17 protein-coding genes are annotated in these 18,965 nt (G+C 63.6%); 15 read left to right on the top strand and 2 right to left on the bottom strand.

Features of this window, described 5'->3' with window-relative positions; all coding sequences use genetic code 11:
• Positions 1 to 39: 39 nt before the first annotated feature.
• Genes ruvB through ybgC form a run of 3 tightly spaced genes read left to right on the top strand, consistent with a single transcriptional unit; the run spans position 40 to position 1,942 of the window.
• Positions 40 to 1,035: a Holliday junction branch migration DNA helicase RuvB gene (ruvB, locus tag K1177_RS11730; protein ID WP_224703747.1), complete on the top strand. Its 996-nt coding sequence runs from the start codon at positions 40 to 42 to the stop codon at positions 1,033 to 1,035.
• The gene (locus K1177_RS11725; protein ID WP_224703474.1) at positions 1,032 to 1,547 is read left to right on the top strand and encodes an NUDIX hydrolase; all 516 of its coding nucleotides are present in this window, start codon (positions 1,032 to 1,034) and stop codon (positions 1,545 to 1,547) included. The genes ruvB and K1177_RS11725 overlap by 4 nt, the downstream gene beginning before the upstream one ends.
• Positions 1,544 to 1,942: a tol-pal system-associated acyl-CoA thioesterase gene (gene ybgC / locus K1177_RS11720; protein ID WP_224703473.1), complete on the top strand. Its 399-nt coding sequence runs from the start codon at positions 1,544 to 1,546 to the stop codon at positions 1,940 to 1,942. Before K1177_RS11725 ends, ybgC begins: the two co-directional genes overlap by 4 nt.
• 8 nt (positions 1,943 to 1,950) lie before the next feature.
• Here the strand turns inward: ybgC and K1177_RS11715 are convergent, their stop codons facing one another.
• Positions 1,951 to 3,246: an NAD(P)/FAD-dependent oxidoreductase gene (locus tag K1177_RS11715; RefSeq protein ID WP_224703472.1), complete on the bottom strand. Its 1,296-nt coding sequence runs from the start codon at positions 3,244 to 3,246 to the stop codon at positions 1,951 to 1,953.
• Between the two features lie 408 nt (positions 3,247 to 3,654).
• On the opposite strand from K1177_RS11715, the gene tolQ reads away from it, so the two are divergent.
• The 12 genes from tolQ (at position 3,655) to denD (ending at position 17,535) form a co-directional block, all read left to right on the top strand.
• Positions 3,655 to 4,356, top strand: a complete 702-nt coding sequence (gene tolQ, locus K1177_RS11710) for a protein TolQ (RefSeq protein WP_224703746.1) — start codon at positions 3,655 to 3,657, stop codon at positions 4,354 to 4,356.
• A gap of 1 nt (position 4,357) precedes the next feature.
• Positions 4,358 to 4,801, top strand: a complete 444-nt coding sequence (gene tolR, locus K1177_RS11705) for a protein TolR (RefSeq protein ID WP_224703471.1) — start codon at positions 4,358 to 4,360, stop codon at positions 4,799 to 4,801.
• Positions 4,802 to 4,805: 4 nt separating this feature from the next.
• The gene (locus K1177_RS11700; protein ID WP_224703470.1) at positions 4,806 to 5,942 is read left to right on the top strand and encodes a hypothetical protein; all 1,137 of its coding nucleotides are present in this window, start codon (positions 4,806 to 4,808) and stop codon (positions 5,940 to 5,942) included.
• Positions 5,943 to 6,039: 97 nt separating this feature from the next.
• A complete protein-coding gene (gene tolB, locus K1177_RS11695; RefSeq protein ID WP_224703469.1) occupies positions 6,040 to 7,350 on the top strand; it encodes a Tol-Pal system beta propeller repeat protein TolB in 1,311 nt (436 codons plus the stop codon).
• Between the two features lie 135 nt (positions 7,351 to 7,485).
• Positions 7,486 to 8,751 carry a glycoside hydrolase family 27 protein gene (locus tag K1177_RS11690; RefSeq protein WP_224703468.1) on the top strand — a complete coding sequence of 422 codons (1,266 nt, stop codon included), beginning with the start codon at positions 7,486 to 7,488 and terminating at the stop codon, positions 8,749 to 8,751.
• A gap of 209 nt (positions 8,752 to 8,960) precedes the next feature.
• Positions 8,961 to 9,449 carry a peptidoglycan-associated lipoprotein Pal gene (gene pal, locus K1177_RS11685; protein ID WP_396120158.1) on the top strand — a complete coding sequence of 163 codons (489 nt, stop codon included), beginning with the start codon at positions 8,961 to 8,963 and terminating at the stop codon, positions 9,447 to 9,449.
• Between the two features lie 176 nt (positions 9,450 to 9,625).
• A complete protein-coding gene (ybgF, locus tag K1177_RS11680) occupies positions 9,626 to 10,672 on the top strand; it encodes a tol-pal system protein YbgF (protein ID WP_224703467.1) in 1,047 nt (348 codons plus the stop codon).
• Positions 10,657 to 11,931 carry a tRNA lysidine(34) synthetase TilS gene (gene tilS, locus K1177_RS11675; RefSeq protein ID WP_224703466.1) on the top strand — a complete coding sequence of 425 codons (1,275 nt, stop codon included), beginning with the start codon at positions 10,657 to 10,659 and terminating at the stop codon, positions 11,929 to 11,931. The genes ybgF and tilS overlap by 16 nt, the downstream gene beginning before the upstream one ends.
• A 172-nt stretch (positions 11,932 to 12,103) precedes the next feature.
• Complete coding sequence (gene ftsH / locus K1177_RS11670; protein ID WP_224703465.1) at positions 12,104 to 14,032, top strand: ATP-dependent zinc metalloprotease FtsH; 1,929 nt, start codon at positions 12,104 to 12,106, stop codon at positions 14,030 to 14,032.
• Positions 14,033 to 14,158: 126 nt separating this feature from the next.
• Positions 14,159 to 15,511, top strand: a complete 1,353-nt coding sequence (glmM, locus tag K1177_RS11665; protein ID WP_224703464.1) for a phosphoglucosamine mutase — start codon at positions 14,159 to 14,161, stop codon at positions 15,509 to 15,511.
• A 151-nt stretch (positions 15,512 to 15,662) separates the two neighbouring features.
• A complete protein-coding gene (locus K1177_RS11660) occupies positions 15,663 to 16,421 on the top strand; it encodes a hypothetical protein (RefSeq protein WP_224703463.1) in 759 nt (252 codons plus the stop codon).
• A gap of 130 nt (positions 16,422 to 16,551) precedes the next feature.
• Positions 16,552 to 17,535, top strand: a complete 984-nt coding sequence (gene denD / locus K1177_RS11655) for a D-erythronate dehydrogenase (protein ID WP_224703462.1) — start codon at positions 16,552 to 16,554, stop codon at positions 17,533 to 17,535.
• A 98-nt stretch (positions 17,536 to 17,633) separates the two neighbouring features.
• On the opposite strand, the gene K1177_RS11650 is transcribed toward denD, so the two are convergent.
• Positions 17,634 to 18,674 carry an ABC transporter ATP-binding protein gene (locus K1177_RS11650; protein ID WP_224703461.1) on the bottom strand — a complete coding sequence of 347 codons (1,041 nt, stop codon included), beginning with the start codon at positions 18,672 to 18,674 and terminating at the stop codon, positions 17,634 to 17,636.
• Positions 18,675 to 18,965: the final 291 nt, after the last annotated feature.

Below are 18,965 nucleotides of genomic sequence, written 5' to 3'. Positions count from 1 at the left end.
AGCAATCTTACCTCCCCCGCAGCCGGGCGCGACGATCCGCTGGATGTGTCCCTGCGCCCGTCCGGATTTTCCGAATTTGTCGGCCAGGCTGCGGCGCGGGCAAACCTCGAAGTGTTCATCCAGGCAGCCAAGCAGCGCGGCGCGGCCCTCGATCACGTGCTGTTCGTTGGCCCGCCGGGCCTGGGCAAGACGACGCTGGCGCAGATCATCTCCAAGGAACTGGGTGTCGGTTTTCGCGCGACGTCCGGCCCGGTGATCGCCAAGGCAGGGGATCTGGCGGCGCTGCTGACCAATCTCGAAGACCGCGACGTGCTGTTCATCGACGAAATCCACCGGCTCAACCCCGCCATCGAGGAAGTGCTCTATCCGGCGATGGAGGATTTTCAGCTTGATCTGATCATTGGCGAGGGGCCGGCGGCCCGCTCGGTGCGGATCGATCTGGCACGGTTTACCCTGGTGGGGGCGACGACGCGGGCAGGCCTCCTGACCACGCCGCTGCGCGACCGCTTCGGCATTCCGGTGCGGCTCAATTTCTACACGCCCGAGGAACTGGTGCAGATCGTGCAGCGCGGCGCGCGGCTGCTGGGCATGCCCATGGCACCCGACGGGGCGATGGAGATTGCCCGGCGCTCGCGCGGCACGCCGCGCATTGCCGGGCGCCTGCTGCGTCGCGTCACCGATTTTGCGCTGGTGGATGGTTCGGGCGAGATCACCCGGTCCATCGCCGACAAGGCATTGCTGCGGCTCGATGTGGATGCGCGGGGGCTCGACCAGCTGGACCGGCGGTATCTGACGACTATTGTCGATTTTTATGGCGGCGGTCCGGTCGGGATCGAGACGATTGCCGCCGCGCTCAGCGAGCCGCGCGATGCCATCGAAGAGATCGTCGAGCCCTATTTGATCCAGCAGGGCTTCATCCAGCGCACGCCGCGCGGGCGCGTGCTGACGGGCGCGGCTTTCCAGCACCTTGGCCGGAGCGTGCCGCAGGGTTTTGTCGGCGTCCAGTCGAGCCTGTTCGAGGAGCCCGACGCGTGAGTGGACGGACACTGCTGAGCTTTGCGGCAGAGGACACGCGCTTCAATTTCCGCGTGGCGGGGGCGGCGATCCGGGACGGTCATGTGCTGGTCGACCGGGAGGACGATGACGACTATTGCATGTTGCCCGGCGGCCGGGTCGAGATGGGCGAAACGACGGAACTGGCCCTGGCGCGTGAGATGGCCGAGGAGCTGGCAATGCCGGTTGGTCTTGGGCCCCTGCTGTTCACCTATGAGAGCCTTTATGGCCGCGCCGGCGAGCGCTATCACGAACTGGGGTTCGTCTATGGCATCGAACTGCCCGACGATGTTCGGCCGGGCGGGGCTCAGCCTTTCCTGGTGCGGGAAGACGAAGGGCATCTGCTGCAGTTTTCGTGGCTGCCGCTCGAAGGGCCAGCACTGATCGCGGCACAGCTCAAGCCGTCCTGGCTGCCGGGGCGGCTGCGGACGCATTCGGGACGGACCGAGCATGTGGTGTTCATCGAGGGGCAGGGGATAGTGTCCCAGCCATGACGCAGCACCACTTCCCCGTCCGCATCTATTACGAAGACACCGATTTCTCGGGTAATGTCTACCACGCCGCTTATCTCAAATTCTTCGAGCGGGGGCGCACCGAGTTCCTGCGTGATGCGGGCATCCACCATTCCGAACTGGCAGAGCAGGGATTGGCCTTTGCGGTGCGGTCGATGGACATCCAGTTCGATGGCGCGGCCCACATCGATGACCTGCTGACGGTCGTGACTGCCGTTGAGGCCATCAGTGGCGCGCGGCTGACCCTGATGCAGACGATCCTGCGGGGCGAGTCCGTCTTGACCCGCGCCCGCGTGGTTGTGGTGGCCATCAAGACCAGTGGTGCCGCCGCGCGCTTGCCCAAGGCCATCCTGGCCCGCTTCGCGCCGGAGGCCTGACTCCGCGCCTATTGCGGCGGTGGATCGAGTTTGATGGCCTTGAGCTTCTCGATACCCAGAACCTGGAGGGCGAGCTTCTCGTAGAAGGGCTCGGAGGTCCCGGATCGGATCTTGTGCAGGAAGTACTTCTCGAACCCAACCTTGGCAGTGTGGACCCATTTGCCGGAGGCCGCCCAGTTCACATTGCGCGGCGGAATTTGCGGCTGAGCGACAAAGGCCACGCCTCCGTCGCCGAAGTCGGCCAGACAGATGGCATTCCAGGTGGCCTCGGCCTGCACCGGCTTGCCGGCGACCAGGTTGGCGATGTTGTGGGCGGTGGCGGTGACCATGGATTCGATCATGAAGCCGGTCTTGGGCACACCCACCGGCACCGCTGTCTTGCCGATCGGCGGGATGGCGACACAGACGCCAATCGAGAAGACGTCGGGGAAGGTGGGGTTGCGCTGGTATTTGTCGGCCAGGATGAAGCCGCGCGGATTGGTGAGGCCTTCGACGCCGCGAACCGCGGACACGCCCCGGAAGGCCGGCAACATCATGGCATAGACAAAGGGCACGTCGTGTTGGCGCAACACGGCTCCATCGTCACCGATCTCGGAGGCCTGAACCTTGCCATCGGCGAACTTGTCCACCCTGGCGTTGCAGATCCACTTGATGTGGTGCTGGCGCATTTCGCTCTCGAGCAGGCCCTTGGTGTCGCCGACGCCATCAAGGCCCAGGTGGCCGATATAGGGTTCGGAGGTGATAAAGGTCATGGGCACCCGGTCGCGCACCTTGGCGTCGCGCAGGGCCTTGTCGAGGATGAAGGCGAACTCATAGGCCGGGCCGAAACAGGATGCGCCCTGCACGGCACCGATGACGACGGGGCCGGGATTGGCCACCAGACGATCGAAGGCCGCCTTGGCGGAGGCGGCATGGTCGACAAAGCAGACGGACTGGGTCTGGTTGTCGGGACCAAAGCCTTCAATCTCGTCGAAGGCCAGTTCCGGGCCGGTGGCAATCACCAGGTAGTCATAGTCGAGCGCCGTATCGTCCAGCAGTTCGATACGCTTGGCCTGGGGATCGACCCGGTGGGCGCCCTGCGGGTGGAAATCGATCCGGCGCCGCGCAAAGACCGGGGCCAGGTCTATCTCGACATCGGATCGGTCACGCCAACCGACGGCAACCCAGGGATTGGAGGGAACGAAGGAATAGGTCGGACCCTTGTTGACGACGGAAATCCTGTGCTCCAGCCCCAGCCGGTCACGCAGTTCATAGGCCATTATGGTGCCGCCGAGGCCAGCGCCCAGTACAACGATATGTGCCATTCCATTCCTCCTGTTGTACCGACCCCTGCGACGCACAAAAGGCCTCAAAGTGGTGCGGTTCCTCATGACAGTGTGAGCCCTGCCAGTTGCGCCGGCCTTGATCTGTCACAAGCGATGCCAGCGCCCTCCCCGAGCGTTCAGCATGAATAAGAATATTATAATGTTCGTAAGTAAAACGCCAGCCTATGCCTGCGTCGGCCATGACGCGGATGTGAGAACCGGTTGTGAGCCTTTGTTAACCAATCCTTGACCATAATTGCGGCAAAGCAGTTTCGTGTCTGGATGTGCCGCCTCAAAGGACTGGTTTTCCGGGCATTTCTCTTAATTTTGACAGATTTCGACCGCATCGGCTGATGGCTGAGGGTCGGGTGCGTGGGCCGGACCGAGAAGGATCACTACATGGAAGCCATGGACGCTGTGGGTGCCGTCGTGCCGCACACCGATTTTTCCATCTGGGGCCTGTTCTGGGCCGCCGACTGGATCGTCAAGGCCGTGATGCTGGGGCTGCTGGGTGCCTCGATCTGGTGCTGGGCCATCATCATCGACAAGACCATCGTCTATCGGCGCACCAATGCGGAAATGAACCGCTTCGAGCGGACGTTCTGGTCCGGGCAGTCGCTGGAAGAGCTGTACCAGATGCAGTCCGAGAAGCCCTCGGGCGGCATGGGCGCGGTGTTTGTCGCAGCCATGAAGGAATGGAAGCGCAGCCACGAGCAGAATGCGGCAAGCTTTGTGGGCATGCAGCAGCGCCTGGACAAGGTGCTCGACGTGGCGATCAACCGTGAGAGCGAGCTTCTGGAGAAGCGGCTTGGGTTCCTCGCGACCATCGGCTCGGCCGGCCCGTTCATCGGCCTGTTCGGCACGGTGTGGGGCATCATGAATGCCTTTACCGCCATTGCCGCCTCGTCCAGCACCAATCTGGCCGTTGTGGCCGGCCCGATTGCCGAAGCCCTGTTCGCCACGGCCATTGGCCTGGTGGCTGCCATTCCGGCCGTTATCGCCTATAACAAGCTGTCCGCCGACGCTGCCAAGATGGTGGGCCGGCTGGAGGGCTTTGCCGACGAATTCTCCACCATTCTCAGTCGCCAGCTCGAAGCACGGAGCCGCTGATATGGGCATGGGCACAGCAGCGGGTGGCTCCGGCGGCAGGGGCCGCCGCGGTCGCAAGAAAGCGGTGATGAGCGAAATCAACATCACGCCCATGGTGGACGTGATGCTGGTGCTGCTGATCATCTTCATGGTGGCGGCGCCGATGATGACGGCGGGCGTGCCGATCGATCTGCCCAAGACGGCCGCCAATGAGCTGCCCAGCCAGACGCAGCCGATCACGGTGGCCGTGACGCCCGAAGGCACGATCTATGTCGATGAAGACGTGGTGTCGGAAGCCGATCTGGTCAGTGCCGTCAGCGCCAAGGCGACCAATGGCACCGAGGACCGCATCTTCCTGCGCGGCGACACCACGGCCAACTATGGTTCGGTGATGCGTGTGATGGGTATCCTGTCTGCGGGCGGCTTCAGCAAGATCGGTCTCATCACCGAGCGGGAACCGGGCTAGTCCAGTGCGCATTGGCGTAACCGCATCGATCATCGCTCACATTGTCGTGCTGACAATCGGCCTGATCAACCTGGGGTTTCAGGAGCCGTTGACGCCTGTCGTGGAATCCATCTCGGTGGATCTCGTCCCTGTTGAAGAATACTCCAATATCCGCGCCGGCCAGCTCGACAGCACTGTTGTCGATACGCAGACGCCATCCATCGTTGAGGATGACAAGCCCGCCGAGATATCCCAGCCGACCGGCAACACCGAGCAGGACCAGGTGACGCCGTCGCCAGCTGATGTGCCAACGCCGGCACCGGTGACCAATGCGGCGCCGGCGCCGCAGACGACGCCCGAGCCGGCGCCTGTGCCCGAACCGCAGCCAACGCCGGAACCCACGCCAGCGCCTGAGCCGGAACCGACGCCGACGCCGGAGCCGGTCGAGGCGCCCGTGCCTGCCACGCGCCCGACACCCGCACCGACCCCGACACCCGCACCGACGCCGGAGCCGACTCCCGCGCCCGAACCAACACCGGAGCCAGCGCCGGAGCCGACGCCTGAACCCACGCCCGAGCCCGCCACTCCAGCAGTGGCCGCACCCGTGCCGGCATCGCGCCCGAGCAATCTGGAGCAGAAGCGGCAGCAGTTCGCGGCCGCTGAAGCCGAGCGGAAAAAGAAGGAAGAGGAAGAGCGCAAGCGTGCCGCCGCCGCTGCCGCCGCCGAAAAGGCTGCCCAACAGCAAGAGGCTGCTCCGCAGCTGGACGCGGCCCTGGCGGACGATATCTCGGCCATCATCAACAATGACAAGACCACCGGCGGCACGACCGGCAGCGGCGGCTCACCGACGCTGGGCGATACCACCGGCACCTCGGCACGGCTGAGCCAATCGGCCATCGACGGGCTGGTTGCACGGATCAAGACATGCTGGAACCTGTTGCCGAGCGACATCAACAGCGGCATGAATGTGCGACTGCTGGTGACGATGAACCCGGATCGCAGTGTTGCCAGCACGCAGATCGTTTCGGCTGATCCTTCGCCAGCCGGTGGCGCCGTGGCGCGCGCGGCGCAGCGCGCCGTGACACAATGCGGCCCATACGACATGCTCTCTGCTGACGCATATGACGAATGGCGGCAGATCGAAGTGGAACTGCGCCCATGACTTCACCACTGGCGGCATCGATGACTGAGCGCCTGACTTGGAATTTGCACGCGGCTGCGACCCTGATGATCGCCCGCGACCAGACTGGAGACGACACATGACCCTGATCACGCGGCGCAACGCCCTCAAAATGGGCCTGGCGGGCGGAGCATTGCTGGCCGGTTCCTCGCTGGCCATGGCGCAGTTGCGCATCGTGGTGGAAGGCGCCAACTTCCAGCCGCTGCCCATCGCCATTCCGGACTTTGCCTCTTCCGATCCGGCTTTCGGCAAGGAGATTGCCGAGATCGTGCGCAATGATTTGCGCCGGTCCGGCCTGTTCCTACCCCTCGATCCGGCGTCGCTGCCGGTGCAGGTGGGCGATGTGAATGCAACGCCTGACTTCAACACGTGGCGCACGGCCAATGTCGACGCGCTGGTGATGGGCGGCGTCGAACGCGGCGGCCAGATTTCATCGTCGGTGCGCGTCTGGGATACGCAGCAGGCGTCCCAGGTGGTGGGCAGCAGCTACAATACCGATCCCAATTCCAGCCGCCGCGTCGCCCATATCATCGCCGACGCCATCTATGCGGCGCTCGCCGGCAGCTCGGGCTATTTCGATACGCGCGTGATCTATGTCGCCGAAAGCGGCCCCAAGGCCAATCGTGTGCGGCGCCTGGCGATCATGGACCAGGACGGCGCCAATGTGCAGTATCTGACCGATGGCCAGTCCATGGCGCTGACCCCGCGCTTCTCGCCCAATGGCGACCTGGTCACCTATATGAACTTTGCCGACGGCAATCCGCAGGTCTATCTGCTGCAGCTCTCGAGCGGACGGCAGCAGCGGCTGGCCAATGTGGGCGCTATGACGTTCGCACCGCGCTTTTCGCCCGATGGCGGCACGGTGGCCTTCTCGGTAGAGCAGTCGGGCGCGACCAATATCTATGTGACCAGCGTGGGCGGCGGTCAGCCGACGCAGCTGACCTCTGGCGCCGCTATTGATACCGGCCCATCCTATTCGCCCGATGGCAGCCGCATCGCTTTCGAAAGCGACCGCGGCGGCTCGCCCCAGATCTACATCATGAGCTCGGGCGGCGGAAATGCGCAGCGCATCAGCTTTGGCCAGGGCAGCTACTCGACGCCGGTCTGGTCGCCCAAGGGGGATCTGATTGCCTTCACCCGCCAGTCGGGCGGGCAGTTCAACATCGGCATCATGGCGCCGGACGGCTCGGGGGAGCGCATGCTCTATACGAGCTTCCATGCCGAGGGTCCGACATGGGCGCCCAATGGGCGCGTCATCATGTTCTTCCAGGATCCGGGCGGCAATGACGGCCCCAAGCTGATGAGTGTAGACATCTGGGGCCGCAATCTGTTGACGATTCCGACTGAAAGCTATGCGTCCGATCCGTCCTGGTCGGGGCTGCGGTCCTAAAGCCCCTGCCGCCTGCTCATTGAAGGGGCAGCGTGCACTGCTCGGTGAGTGCGCAATCCCTCTCACCGGCTTCGGAATGCCGTCTCACCCAACCCTAGACCTCGCCTCGCGCGTCGAGGCAAGACAGGACAGATCATGGCTGCCACTATTCTCGCACCGACGCCGCCGATGGGGTGGAACAGTTGGAACAGCTTTGCCACCACGATCAATGAGGCGCAGGCGCTCGAGACGGCCGCCATCATGGCCGAAAAGCTACTGCCGTTCGGCTATGACGTTTTTACCATTGATATCCAGTGGTATGAACCAGCCGCCCAGAGCTACACCTACAATGCCAAGCCTGTCCCCACGATGGACGGCCATGGACGGGTGACGCCGGCGCTCAATCGCTTTCCGTCCGCTGCCAATGGCGTGGGTTTTTCGGCCATTGCCGACAAGGTGCATGCGCTCGGGCTAAAGTTCGCCATCCACATCATGCGCGGCATTCCCAGGCTGGCCGTTGAACAGAACCTGCCGATCCTGGGCACCAATCTGCATGCCGCCGACATCGCCGACACGTCCAGCATCTGCAGTTGGAACCCGGACATGTATGGCGTGGACATGAGCAAGCCTGGGGCGCAGGCCTACTACGACTCGATCTTTGCGCTCTATGCATCCTGGGGCGTCGATTTCATCAAGATGGACGACATGAGCCGGCCCTATGATGCCCATGCGCCCGAAATCGAGGCGGCAGCGCTGGCGATCCGCAACTCGGGTCGGCCGATGGTGCTGTCGCTGTCGCCAGGCGAAACGCCGCTGCTGCGGGGTGCGCATGTGCAGCAGCATGCGCAGATGTGGCGGATCAGCGACGACTTCTGGGACGATTGGGCCATGCTCGATGCCCAGTTCACGCGGCTGGAAAACTGGAATCCCTGGCGCCGTGCGGGAGCCTGGCCCGATGCCGACATGCTGCCACTGGGACGGCTTGCGCTGGGAGACCGGGACACGCTTTTCACGGCAGACGAACAGCAGACATTGATGACGCTGTGGGCCATTGCGCGCTCGCCGCTGATCATGGGCGGGGACTTGCGGCATCTCGACGAGAAGACCCTGGCGCTGCTGACCAATCGCGCGGTGATCGCGGTGAACCAGCATTCGTCGGACAACCAGCCGCACTTCGAGCTGGACGGGACCCGTATCTGGAGCGCGCTGGCTGACAATGGCGATCATTATCTCGCACTGTTCAATACGGGCAAGTCGGCGAAGGCCGTGCCGTTCAAGCTGTCGCGGCTGGGGATCAGTGGCGCGGTGTCCGTGCGGGACCTTTGGAGCGGGGCGGACGTCGGTACGGCTCGCGATGTGATCTCGACCACCCTGCCATCGCATGGGTCGGCGCTCTATCGCCTGTCGTCCACAAAGGTCTAGATCTGGCTCTGCTGCAGCACGGCGTTTAACCCTATTGTGATCTCGCCAGCAGGTGTGATGGATATGCATCATCACAAAAAAGCCCGGAGTTCTGCCACATTTGCGCCTTGGTAGGCGAAGATTAACCACGCTGGCATACCGGGCCTTAAGACTAACCACGGTAAAACGCGTCCTCAAGATTTCCGTCTATCCAGGAGCCCCTCGTGGTCATTACCGCACCCATCAACACTGCATTGCGCGCTATCGCCATGCTCTTTTTTGTCGTGGTCGTCGCGGCATGTTCCCGTACGCCCGATGCCATGCCGACGGGTGTTGGCAATCTGGGCCCAGGCGGCGGCGCACCCGGCAGCCAGCAGGAATTTCTGGTGACCGTGGGTGACCGCGTGTTCTTCACCACCGACTCCAGCGCGCTGACCACCGAGGCCATGGCTACGCTGGACAAGCAGGCCGCCTGGCTCAACCAGTACCAGAACTACCGCATCATGATCGAAGGCCATGCCGACGAGCGTGGTACCCGCGAATACAACATTGCCCTGGGCGCGCGCCGCGCCTCGGTGGTGGTGAACTATCTGGTGTCCAAGGGCGTCAACGGCCAGCGCATCACGAGCCAGTCGTTCGGCAAGGAGCGTCCGGTGGCGATCTGTAACGACATCTCCTGCTGGAGCCAGAACCGCCGCGCCGTCACCGTGGTGCAGTAAACCTATCGGCGTCCCTGCGGGGGCGCCCATTCCATCCAGTGCAAACTGGAGGCAAGAGCGCCCGGAGCCTGTTAAATGGCCCGGGCGCTTTCTTTTGACCAAAATTGGCCTTTATTTCCCGGTCACCGACAGGTCATGGTCCTGACCTAGGGTCAGGACAGCGGAGGCTCACAATCTTGACGTTACATTTCCCAGCAAAAATCCATGTGCTCGTGGCTGGCGCCACAGCCCTGGCCATCGGGGTGGCGACGCCAGCCCTGGTCAATGCAGCGATGTTCAACACGCCACCGGCCAATGTCGGCGCAGTGCGCAGCGATGCCGCCGACGACCGCGTCCTGGTCGCCCAAGGGGCGGACGCCGCCCAGCTGATGGTGCGCCTGCAGCAGCTCGAGGAACAGAATCGCCTGCTCAACGGCCAGATCGAGGGCCTGACTTTCCAGCTCACCCAGCTGCAGGAAATCGTCAACCGCATGCAGGAAGACAATGAGTTCCGTTTCCAGGCGCTGGAAGGCGGTGCTGGGGGAAAAACTGATGCGGCAACCCAACCGGGCGGCGTGACGCAGCCCGAGGCGTTGCCGCAGAACCCGGCCAGCACAAGCGAAGATACCAGCGCCGTGCCGCTGACAGACATTCCCGAGCAGGGTGTCAAACCCCTGCCGGGAGAGGCTGAAATCGACCCGACCTTTGCCGAAGGTACCGATGTGCCCATGGATTCGGTCGGGACGTCTGCCGATCCGCTGGTGGGCACCGGCGCAACCGGCGGTGTGGACCTGGTCACCGGCGAGCCGCTCAACCTTAACTACGACCCCTCGCAGGTCAAAACCGACAATGCCGATGCCGACGCCCAGTTTGCAGCCGGCGTAGAAGCCATCAAGGCAGGGGACTATGCCTTTGCCGAGGACCAGTTCACGCAGTTTCTGTCGCTCTATCCCGACAACGAGCAGGCGACCGAGGCTTCAAACCTGCTGGGCGACGCTCTGATGAATCGGGGCGCCTATAGCGAGGCCGCCGACGTGCTGCTCAATGCCTTCCAGAAGGCGCCGGAGAGCCCCAGGGCACCCGATCTGCTGCTCAAGCTGGGCATGTCCCTGGCCGGGGCCGGCGAACGCGAAACTGCGTGTCGCACGCTCTCGGAGATCGACAAGCGCTACACAGCGCTCAGCACCGAGTTCGTCACGCGGCTGGCCGCGGAGAAGGCTCGCGCCGAATGCCCGCCCGCCTAGGCCCCGATCTGCAGTCGCCGGCCGATCTTGAGCGCCTGTTTGCCGGCGTGGCCGAGCAGGCGCGCATCGGGCTGGCGGTTTCTGGAGGCGCAGACAGCCTGGCCTTGATGCTGCTGGCGGCGCGCTGGGCGACGGGGCGAGGCGTTCGACCGCGCTTGAAGGTCTACTCGGTCGATCATGGGCTCAGGCCCGAAGCTGCCGACGAGGTCGCCATGGTGCTCTCGGTTGCGCAATCGCTCGGCCTGGACGCGCAGGGCCTGGTCTGGGCCGGCCCCAAGCCTGCGTCGGGCGTGCAGGAGGCAGCGCGGCAAGCTCGGTATGGCCTGATGGCTGACGCCATGGCCCGGGATGGCATTTCGGTTCTGCTGACGGCGCATCATTGCGATGATCAGGCCGAGACGGTGCTGATGCGGCTTGCCCATGGCAGTGGCGTTGATGGACTGAAGGGCATGACGCCGTTTGCCAGGATGGGAACCATCACCATTCACCGGCCTTTGCTGGGGGTGGAGTCCACCGCTCTCCATGCGCTGGTGCGCGAGGCTGGGTTGACCCCGGCGGCCGATCCCTCCAACGGCGATCCTCACTATGAGCGCGTGCGCTGGCGCCAGGCGATGCCCGAGCTGGCGCGACTGGGTCTGGACGCGGCGACGCTGGCCCTGTTTGCAGAGCGCATGGGCGAGGTCGATGTGGCATTGACCCAGATGTCGGACGCCTGCTTTGCCGAACTGGTGACGCTGGACGGCTTTGGCAGTGCCCGCATTGCCCTGGCACCGTTCATCGAACTGGGCGCGGCGGTGTCGACGCGCATCCTGGGCCGGGTGCTCAATATCGTGGGTGGCCGCCAGCGACCGCGGGCCCTGGGGCAGGTGGAGCGCTTGCGCCAGACCATCGTGACCCAGTCCCTGCCGCGCTCGACAACGGGGCTGGGCTGTGTGGTGCGGCTCAAGGATGGCGCCATTCTCGTCGCCCGCGAGCCAGGGCGTCGACAGCCGGACGATGCGATCCTGCTGCCGCAGGGCGAGCTGGTGTGGGACCAGCGCTTCCGCATCATCAACAGATCGTCAGATACCGACCTGACTGCCAGTGTCGCCGAATACCTGCCACGGCACCGGCTGGAGGACATTCTGGGCTGCAGGGTCACGGCACCGGCCGAGGCACTGCGCACCGCGCCTATCGTGCGTGACGCGGCTGGCGGCGTGCTGTCGCTGGGTGGATGGTCGTTCGATGAGCGGATTGATGTCCACCTGCTGGTGGACTGAAGCCAGGTTGCGCACCGCGTCCCTGCCAAGGGGACATTAACGGTGCGCTGCGATAGAACTGGACGGGGGGAACAAAGGGACGCAGGTGTGGCCCTTGTAACGCCCCAATGCCGGACATACATTCGGCAAACGCGCCGCGCCGACCCGCGCAGCCTTCTCCGGGACAGGATTGATGAACGGAAATTTCCGCAACTTCGCCATCTGGCTAGTCATACTCTTCATGCTGATGGGGCTGTTTCAGGTCTTCCAGTCATCGACACGGTCTGTTTCGGTTGCTGACAAGAGCTACAGCCAGTTCGTCACGGACGTTGAAAACGGCCGTGTTCAGGCTGTGACCATCACCGACAACGTGGTGTCCGGCCAGCTTTCAGATGGCACGCGGTTTGAAACCGTGCTGCCCGATGGCGCCGACATCATCTCGCGGCTTGAATCCAAGAATGTCTCGATCACGGCCCGTGCGCCGGAATCGAGCCCGTTCTGGACGATCCTGCTGTCGTCCTGGTTGCCGTTCATCGTCATCATCGGCGTTTGGTTCTTCTTCATCCGGCAGATGCAGGGCGGCGGAAAGGGCGGCGCGATGGGCTTTGGCAAGTCGCGCGCCAAGCTGCTCACGGAAACCCATGGCAAGGTGACGTTCGAGGACGTGGCCGGTGTGGACGAGGCCAAGCAGGACCTTGAGGAAATCGTCGAGTTCCTGCGCGATCCCGGCAAGTTCCAGCGCCTGGGTGGCCGTATTCCGCGCGGTGTGCTGCTGGTGGGCCCTCCGGGTACTGGCAAGACGCTGCTGGCCCGTTCGGTGGCTGGCGAAGCCAACGTCCCCTTCTTCACCATTTCGGGTTCGGACTTCGTTGAAATGTTCGTCGGTGTGGGCGCCAGCCGCGTCCGCGACATGTTCGAGCAGGCCAAGAAGAACGCGCCCTGCATTATCTTCATCGACGAAATCGACGCCGTCGGTCGCCAGCGTGGCGCCGGCTTGGGTGGCGGCAATGACGAGCGTGAACAGACGCTCAACCAGCTGCTGGTCGAGATGGACGGCTTTGAGGCCAATGAAGGCATCATCCTGATTGCGGCGACCAACCGTCCCGACGTGCTGGATCCGGCGCTGCTGCGCCCCGGTCGTTTCGATCGTCAGGTCGTGGTGCCCAATCCGGATGTGTCGGGCCGCGAGAAGGTGCTCAAGGTGCATGTGCGCAAGGTGCCGCTGGCCCCCGATGTGGACCTCAAGGTGCTGGCCCGCGGTACGCCGGGTTTCTCGGGCGCTGACCTGATGAACCTGGTCAACGAGGCAGCCCTGATGGCGGCACGGCGCAACAAGCGCTTTGTCACCCATGCCGAGTTCGAAGACGCCAAGGACAAGATCATGATGGGCGCAGAGCGCCGCACCATGGCCATGTCTGAGGACGAAAAGAAGCTGACGGCCTATCACGAAGCCGGGCACGCCATCATCGCGCTCAAGGTTGCCGGGATCGACCCGATCCACAAGGCCACCATCATCCCGCGCGGTCGTGCGCTGGGCATGGTGATGACGCTGCCCGAAAGCGACAGCTATTCGTTCTCCAGGGAAAAGGCGCTGGCCCGGTTGACCATGCTGTTCGGCGGTCGTGAGGCCGAGATCATCAAGTTTGGTCCGGACAAGGTCACCAGCGGTGCCTCCGGCGATATCCAGATGGCGACGAGCCTCGCCCGCTCGATGGTGATGGAATGGGGCATGAGCGAGAAGCTCGGCCGCGTCCGCTACAAGTCGAACGACCAGGAAGTGTTCCTGGGCCATTCGGTGACGCAGTCCACCAATATGAGCGACGACACCGCGCGGATCATCGACCAGGAAGTGCGCAAGCTGATCGAGGATGGCGAAGCTTCGGCCAAGCAGATCCTGACTACCTACCACGATCAGTGGGAGGCGATTGCCCAGGCGTTGCTCGAATATGAAACGCTGACCGGCGATGAGCTGCGCGCCCTGATGGAAGGCCAGCAGCCGATCCGTCCGGACGACAGCGGCCCCTCCAACAAGGCCAGCGGCGTGCCGTCAGCCGGCAAATCGGGCAAGAAGCGCCCCGATGCGCCACCGGAAGGTGGCCTGGAGCCGCAGCCCGGCAGCTAATCGGGAATGAATGTTACCAGGGGCCGCCGCAAGGCGGCCCTTTTGCATGGGCGCAATTTGAGCTATGCCCCCAACAGATCAACGTTCTCGGCGAGCGCAACGCGCGGCCCAGGAGGAGAGCAGGCAATGGTTCGCAAGTATTTTGGTACCGACGGCATTCGTGGCATGGCCAATGGTCCCAAGCTGACGCCGGAACTGGCGCTCAAGGTCGGCATGGCCGCGGGGCAGAAGTTCGTCCGCGGCGACCATCGCAACCGTGTTGTGATCGGCAAGGACACCCGGCGCTCGGGCTATATGATCGAGCAGGCGCTGACCGCTGGTTTCACCGCCGTGGGCATGGATGTCTATCTGCTGGGCCCGATGCCGACGCCGGCGGTGGCCATGCTGACGCGCTCGCTGCGCGCGGACCTGGGCGTGATGATCTCAGCCTCGCACAATCCTTTCGAGGACAATGGCATCAAGCTGTTCCGCCCCGATGGCTATAAGCTTAGCGACGAAATCGAGCTCGAAATCGAGCGGCTGATCGACAGCGACATGTCCAAGTCGCTGGCGCATGGCCGCGATATTGGCCGGGCGCATCGCGACGAGGAAGCCCGTACGCGCTATATCGAATATGCCAAGCGCACGCTGCCGCGCGGCACGGATCTGGCCGGGTTGCGCGTGGTGCTCGATTGCGCCAATGGCGCCGCCTACAAGGTCGCCCCGATCGCGTTGTGGGAACTGGGCGCCGAGGTCTTCACCATCGGCGACAAGCCCGATGGCTTCAACATCAACGACAAGGTTGGCTCGACCGCGCCCGAGGCCGTTGCGGCCAAGGTGCGCGAGATGCGCGCCGACGTGGGCATTGCGCTCGATGGCGATGCTGACCGCGTGATCATCATCGACGAGAAGGGCAATGTGGTGGACGGCGACCAGTTCATGGCCGTCATCGCCGAGAGCTGGCTGCGCCGCGAAATGCTGGTAGGCGGCGGCATTGTTGCCACCGTCATGTCCAACCTTGGCCTGGAACGCTATCTGGGCACGCTGGGCCTGACGTTGGAGCGCACCCAGGTGGGCGACCGCTATGTGCTCGAGGCGATGCGCAACAAGGGCTTCAATGTGGGCGGGGAACAGTCCGGCCACATAATCCTCTCAGACTTCACCACCACGGGCGACGGGCTGGTGGCGGCCCTGCAGCTGCTGGCCGTTCTGCAGCAAGACCAGCGGCCGGTGTCGGAAATCTGCGCGCGCTTTGCCAAGGTTCCGCAGCTGCTGCGCAGCGTGAAATTCAAGGCGGGCAAGCCGCTGGAGCACAAGCAGGTGATCGCCGCCATTGCCGATGGCCAGGCCATGTTGGGCAGTGGTGGCCGGCTGGTGGTGCGTGCGTCGGGCACCGAGCCGGTGATTCGCGTTATGGGCGAGGCCGATAATGAGGACCTGGTGGCCACCGTTGTGGCCCAGATCGAGGCCGCCATCCGCGAAAGCGCGCCAAGCGCTTGATTCGATTTTTTTATTTGGAGACGCCAGCACTTTGAGGCTGCGCAACTGTGAAGACAACGTGGTTAAGGTCTTAGGTTAAGTACGCCTTAAGGAAGTTGTTGGATATTGGCTGCAATCGATTGATGTCGAGGCAACCAAAGGACGTTTTCACATGCGCAAGCTTATCGCTGCGATCATGGTGGCAGGAGCCGCCCTCGTCGGTGGTCAGGCGATTGCCGCCGACTTGCCCTATTATCCACCCGTGATCGAAATTCCGGACGTCGACTACGGCGTTCAGGGTTCCTTCTACCTGCGCGGCAGCGCGGGCGCCAATGCCCTGTGGGCCAAGGAAGCCTATGCCAACGAGTGTCTCGCCTGTGGCGGGGTGCCGGTGAAGACGGCCTTCCCGTTTACGGCCATGGGCTACGGCTATAGCGTTGGTGCCGGTATCGGTTACGAAACCGGTACGGGCCTGCGCTTCGACGCCACGGTCGACTATGTCGGCAATGAAGGCCTCAAGGTCACCAAGAGCGCTGCCTATGGCGCCCGTGCCGGTGACTACACGGTCAAGCTGCGCTCCACCATCGCCCTGGCCAACGTCTACTATGACTTCTCCTTCGGCGGCGACCACGGTTATGGCGCAGCTGGCGGTGCCTTTGGCTATGTTGGTGCCGGCGCTGGCGCGGCCTTCAACAATATCGACGTGACCACCCCTCCGGGTGTCGTTGTCCCCTCGGGTGGCAACACGGCATTTGCTGCTGCCGGCATGGTCGGCGCTGGCTATGACTTCGGTGCGGTTGTGGCCGACGTGGGCTACCGCGGCGTCTATATCAGCCAGCTGTCCAACGGCGCTGCCGCCGCTGACCTGGTCACCTCGGACCACAACTGGCTGCATGAAGTGCGCGGCACGATCCGCTACCGCTTCAACTAACCGGTTCGGCCCAAGCGGCCACCCGTCTCGCATCATGAAACCGGCGCCTTGCGGCGCCGGTTTTTTTGTTTTGCGACCTGCTGGACAGGTCTGGTGAGCCATGTACAGCTTTGGCAAAAGGGAGAGCTCTATGAAAATCCTGGTGATTGGCGCTGCGGGCATGGTTGGGCGCAAGCTTGTGGCTGCGCTGACGGAGGCAGGGACAGTGGGCGGACAGGCCATTTCGTCGCTGACCCTCGCCGATGTCATCGCGCCGCCCCCGCCGGGCGGCACTTTGCCCCACACGCTGGTGGCGGCCGATCTGTCGCTGCCGGGCGTAGCAGAAGAGCTCATTTCTGATCGCCCCGATCTCATCTTCCACCTTGCGGCTATTGTTTCGGGGGAGGCCGAGGCTGATTTCGAAAAGGGCTACAGGATCAACCTCGACGGCACGCGGCTGCTGCTCGAGGCGATCCGGCGCAATAGCGCCGACGAACCCTATTGCCCACGGCTGGTGTTTACGTCGTCCATCGCCGTGTTTGGAGAGCCGCTCCCCGCGGTTATCGGCGACACGCACCAGCATACGCCGCTGACGAGCTATGGCACCCAGAAGGCCATTTGTGAGCTGCTGCTGTCCGACTACTCCCGCCGTGGCTTTGTGGACGGTGTTGGCATTCGCCTGCCCACCATAGCGGTGCGGCCAGGCAAGCCGAACAAGGCGGCCTCGGGTTTCTTCTCGGGCATTATCCGGGAACCGCTGGCGGGCCAGGAGGCATTGCTGCCGGTCGACGAGACCGTCCGCCACTGGTTTGCCAGCCCGCGGTCGGCCGTCCGATTCCTGCTGCATGCTGCCGCGCTCGACACCAGCCGTCTTGGCGCGCAGCGCAACCTTTCCATGCCGGGCCTGGCCGCCACCGTAGGTGAGGAGATCGAGGCCCTGGGGCGCGTTGCCGGGCCAAAGGCGGTTGCCCTCATCCGTCGCGTCCCGGACCCGGTGGTCGCCAAGATCGTCGCTGGCTGGCCACAGGCGTTTGACGCCCAGCGGGCCCGCGAACTGGGGTTTGTCGGCGAGACCAGCTTTGACGAGATCATCCGCATCCATATCGAGGACGAGCTGGGCGGCGCGATCAGCTAGGCTGGTGCGCGCCCTGGCATCAGGCCAAGGGTATTGATTCTCAAAGACGCCTGAGTGTGTTGCGGGGGCAGGCTCGGTGTCCCCGCAACAGGCGATGGTCAGCTGACGCGGGCGCCGCTGGCGTCGAAGAGATGCACGACGTTGAGGTCCGGCATGACGCGCAGCGTGCTGCCGGGAGCGGCATCAATGCGCTCCCGGAAAATCGCACTGACAGGCTGCTTGCCGATGCGGCCGATCACCTGGGTTTCCGATCCCGTAGGCTCGAGCACCACAACGTCCATGGCGATGCCGTCGGGATCAACCCGCAGGTTTTCCGGTCTGATGCCATAGGTCGTTGCCTGGGGTGCATTGGCGATGGTGGGCAGCATAATGCCATCGGCCGTCTGGAACCCGTCAGAGGTCGTTTGCCCGGTGATGAAGTTCATCGAGGGTGAGCCGATGAAGCCGGCGACAAAGGTGTTGACCGGACGGTCATAGAGTTCGAGCGGGGTGCCCATCTGCTCGATGACGCCATCGCGCATCACCACGATCTTGTCGGCCATGGTCATGGCCTCGACCTGATCGTGGGTGACATAGATGGTGGTGGTCTTGAGCCGCTGGTGCAGTTCCTTGATCTCGGACCGCATCTGCACGCGCAGCTTGGCGTCGAGGTTGGACAGCGGCTCGTCGAACAGGAAGACCTGAGGATCGCGCACGATGGCCCGCCCCATCGCCACGCGCTGGCGCTGGCCGCCGGACAGCTGGCGGGGTTGGCGGTCGAGAAGATTGGTCAAACCCAAGATGTCGGCAGCGCGATTGACCTTCTCGGTGATCTCGGCCTTTGGCACGCCCTTGAGCTTGAGCGAAAACGCCATGTTCTGCTCAACCGTCATGTGCGGATAGAGGGCGTAATTCTGGAAGACCATTGCGATGTCGCGGTCCTTGGGCGGCAGGTCGCTGACGATACGGTCGCCGATGCTGATGTCGCCCGAGGTGATCTCCTCCAGCCCGGCGATCATCCGTAGCAAGGTGGATTTTCCACAGCCTGACGGCCCCACGAGAACGACGAATTCACCGTCCTGAATATCGATCGAAATGCCCTTGAGCGCTTGAAAGCTACCGTAGTGCTTTCCGGCATTGTCGATAATGACCTTGCCCATAGAAATCTCCCTCTTCCCTGCGGTCACCAGCTCCCTGGGCCGCCTCCTGCCACTCCCAAAGCCGCCGGATTTTCCGGCAAACTACCGTGGGCACGGCTTTTTTCCTCACGGTTGCATCCTGCCGGCATCGCGTCAATGCAGTCCGGCCGTGTTGGAACGGTCCGTTGCGAAGCTGGCAGTCACGACTTGTCTTAGCGTAATTCGACGTGTAGCCTCAATTATGTTGATGGTTAGTTTTATCATCGATGAATGGGTGCGCAATGCGCATTCGATGGGGAGAGCGCGAAGCGC

Source organism: Devosia aquimaris (assembly GCF_020169335.1).
GTDB lineage: Bacteria > Pseudomonadota > Alphaproteobacteria > Rhizobiales > Devosiaceae > Devosia > Devosia aquimaris.
This window is presented reverse-complemented; position numbering and strand designations above follow the sequence as displayed.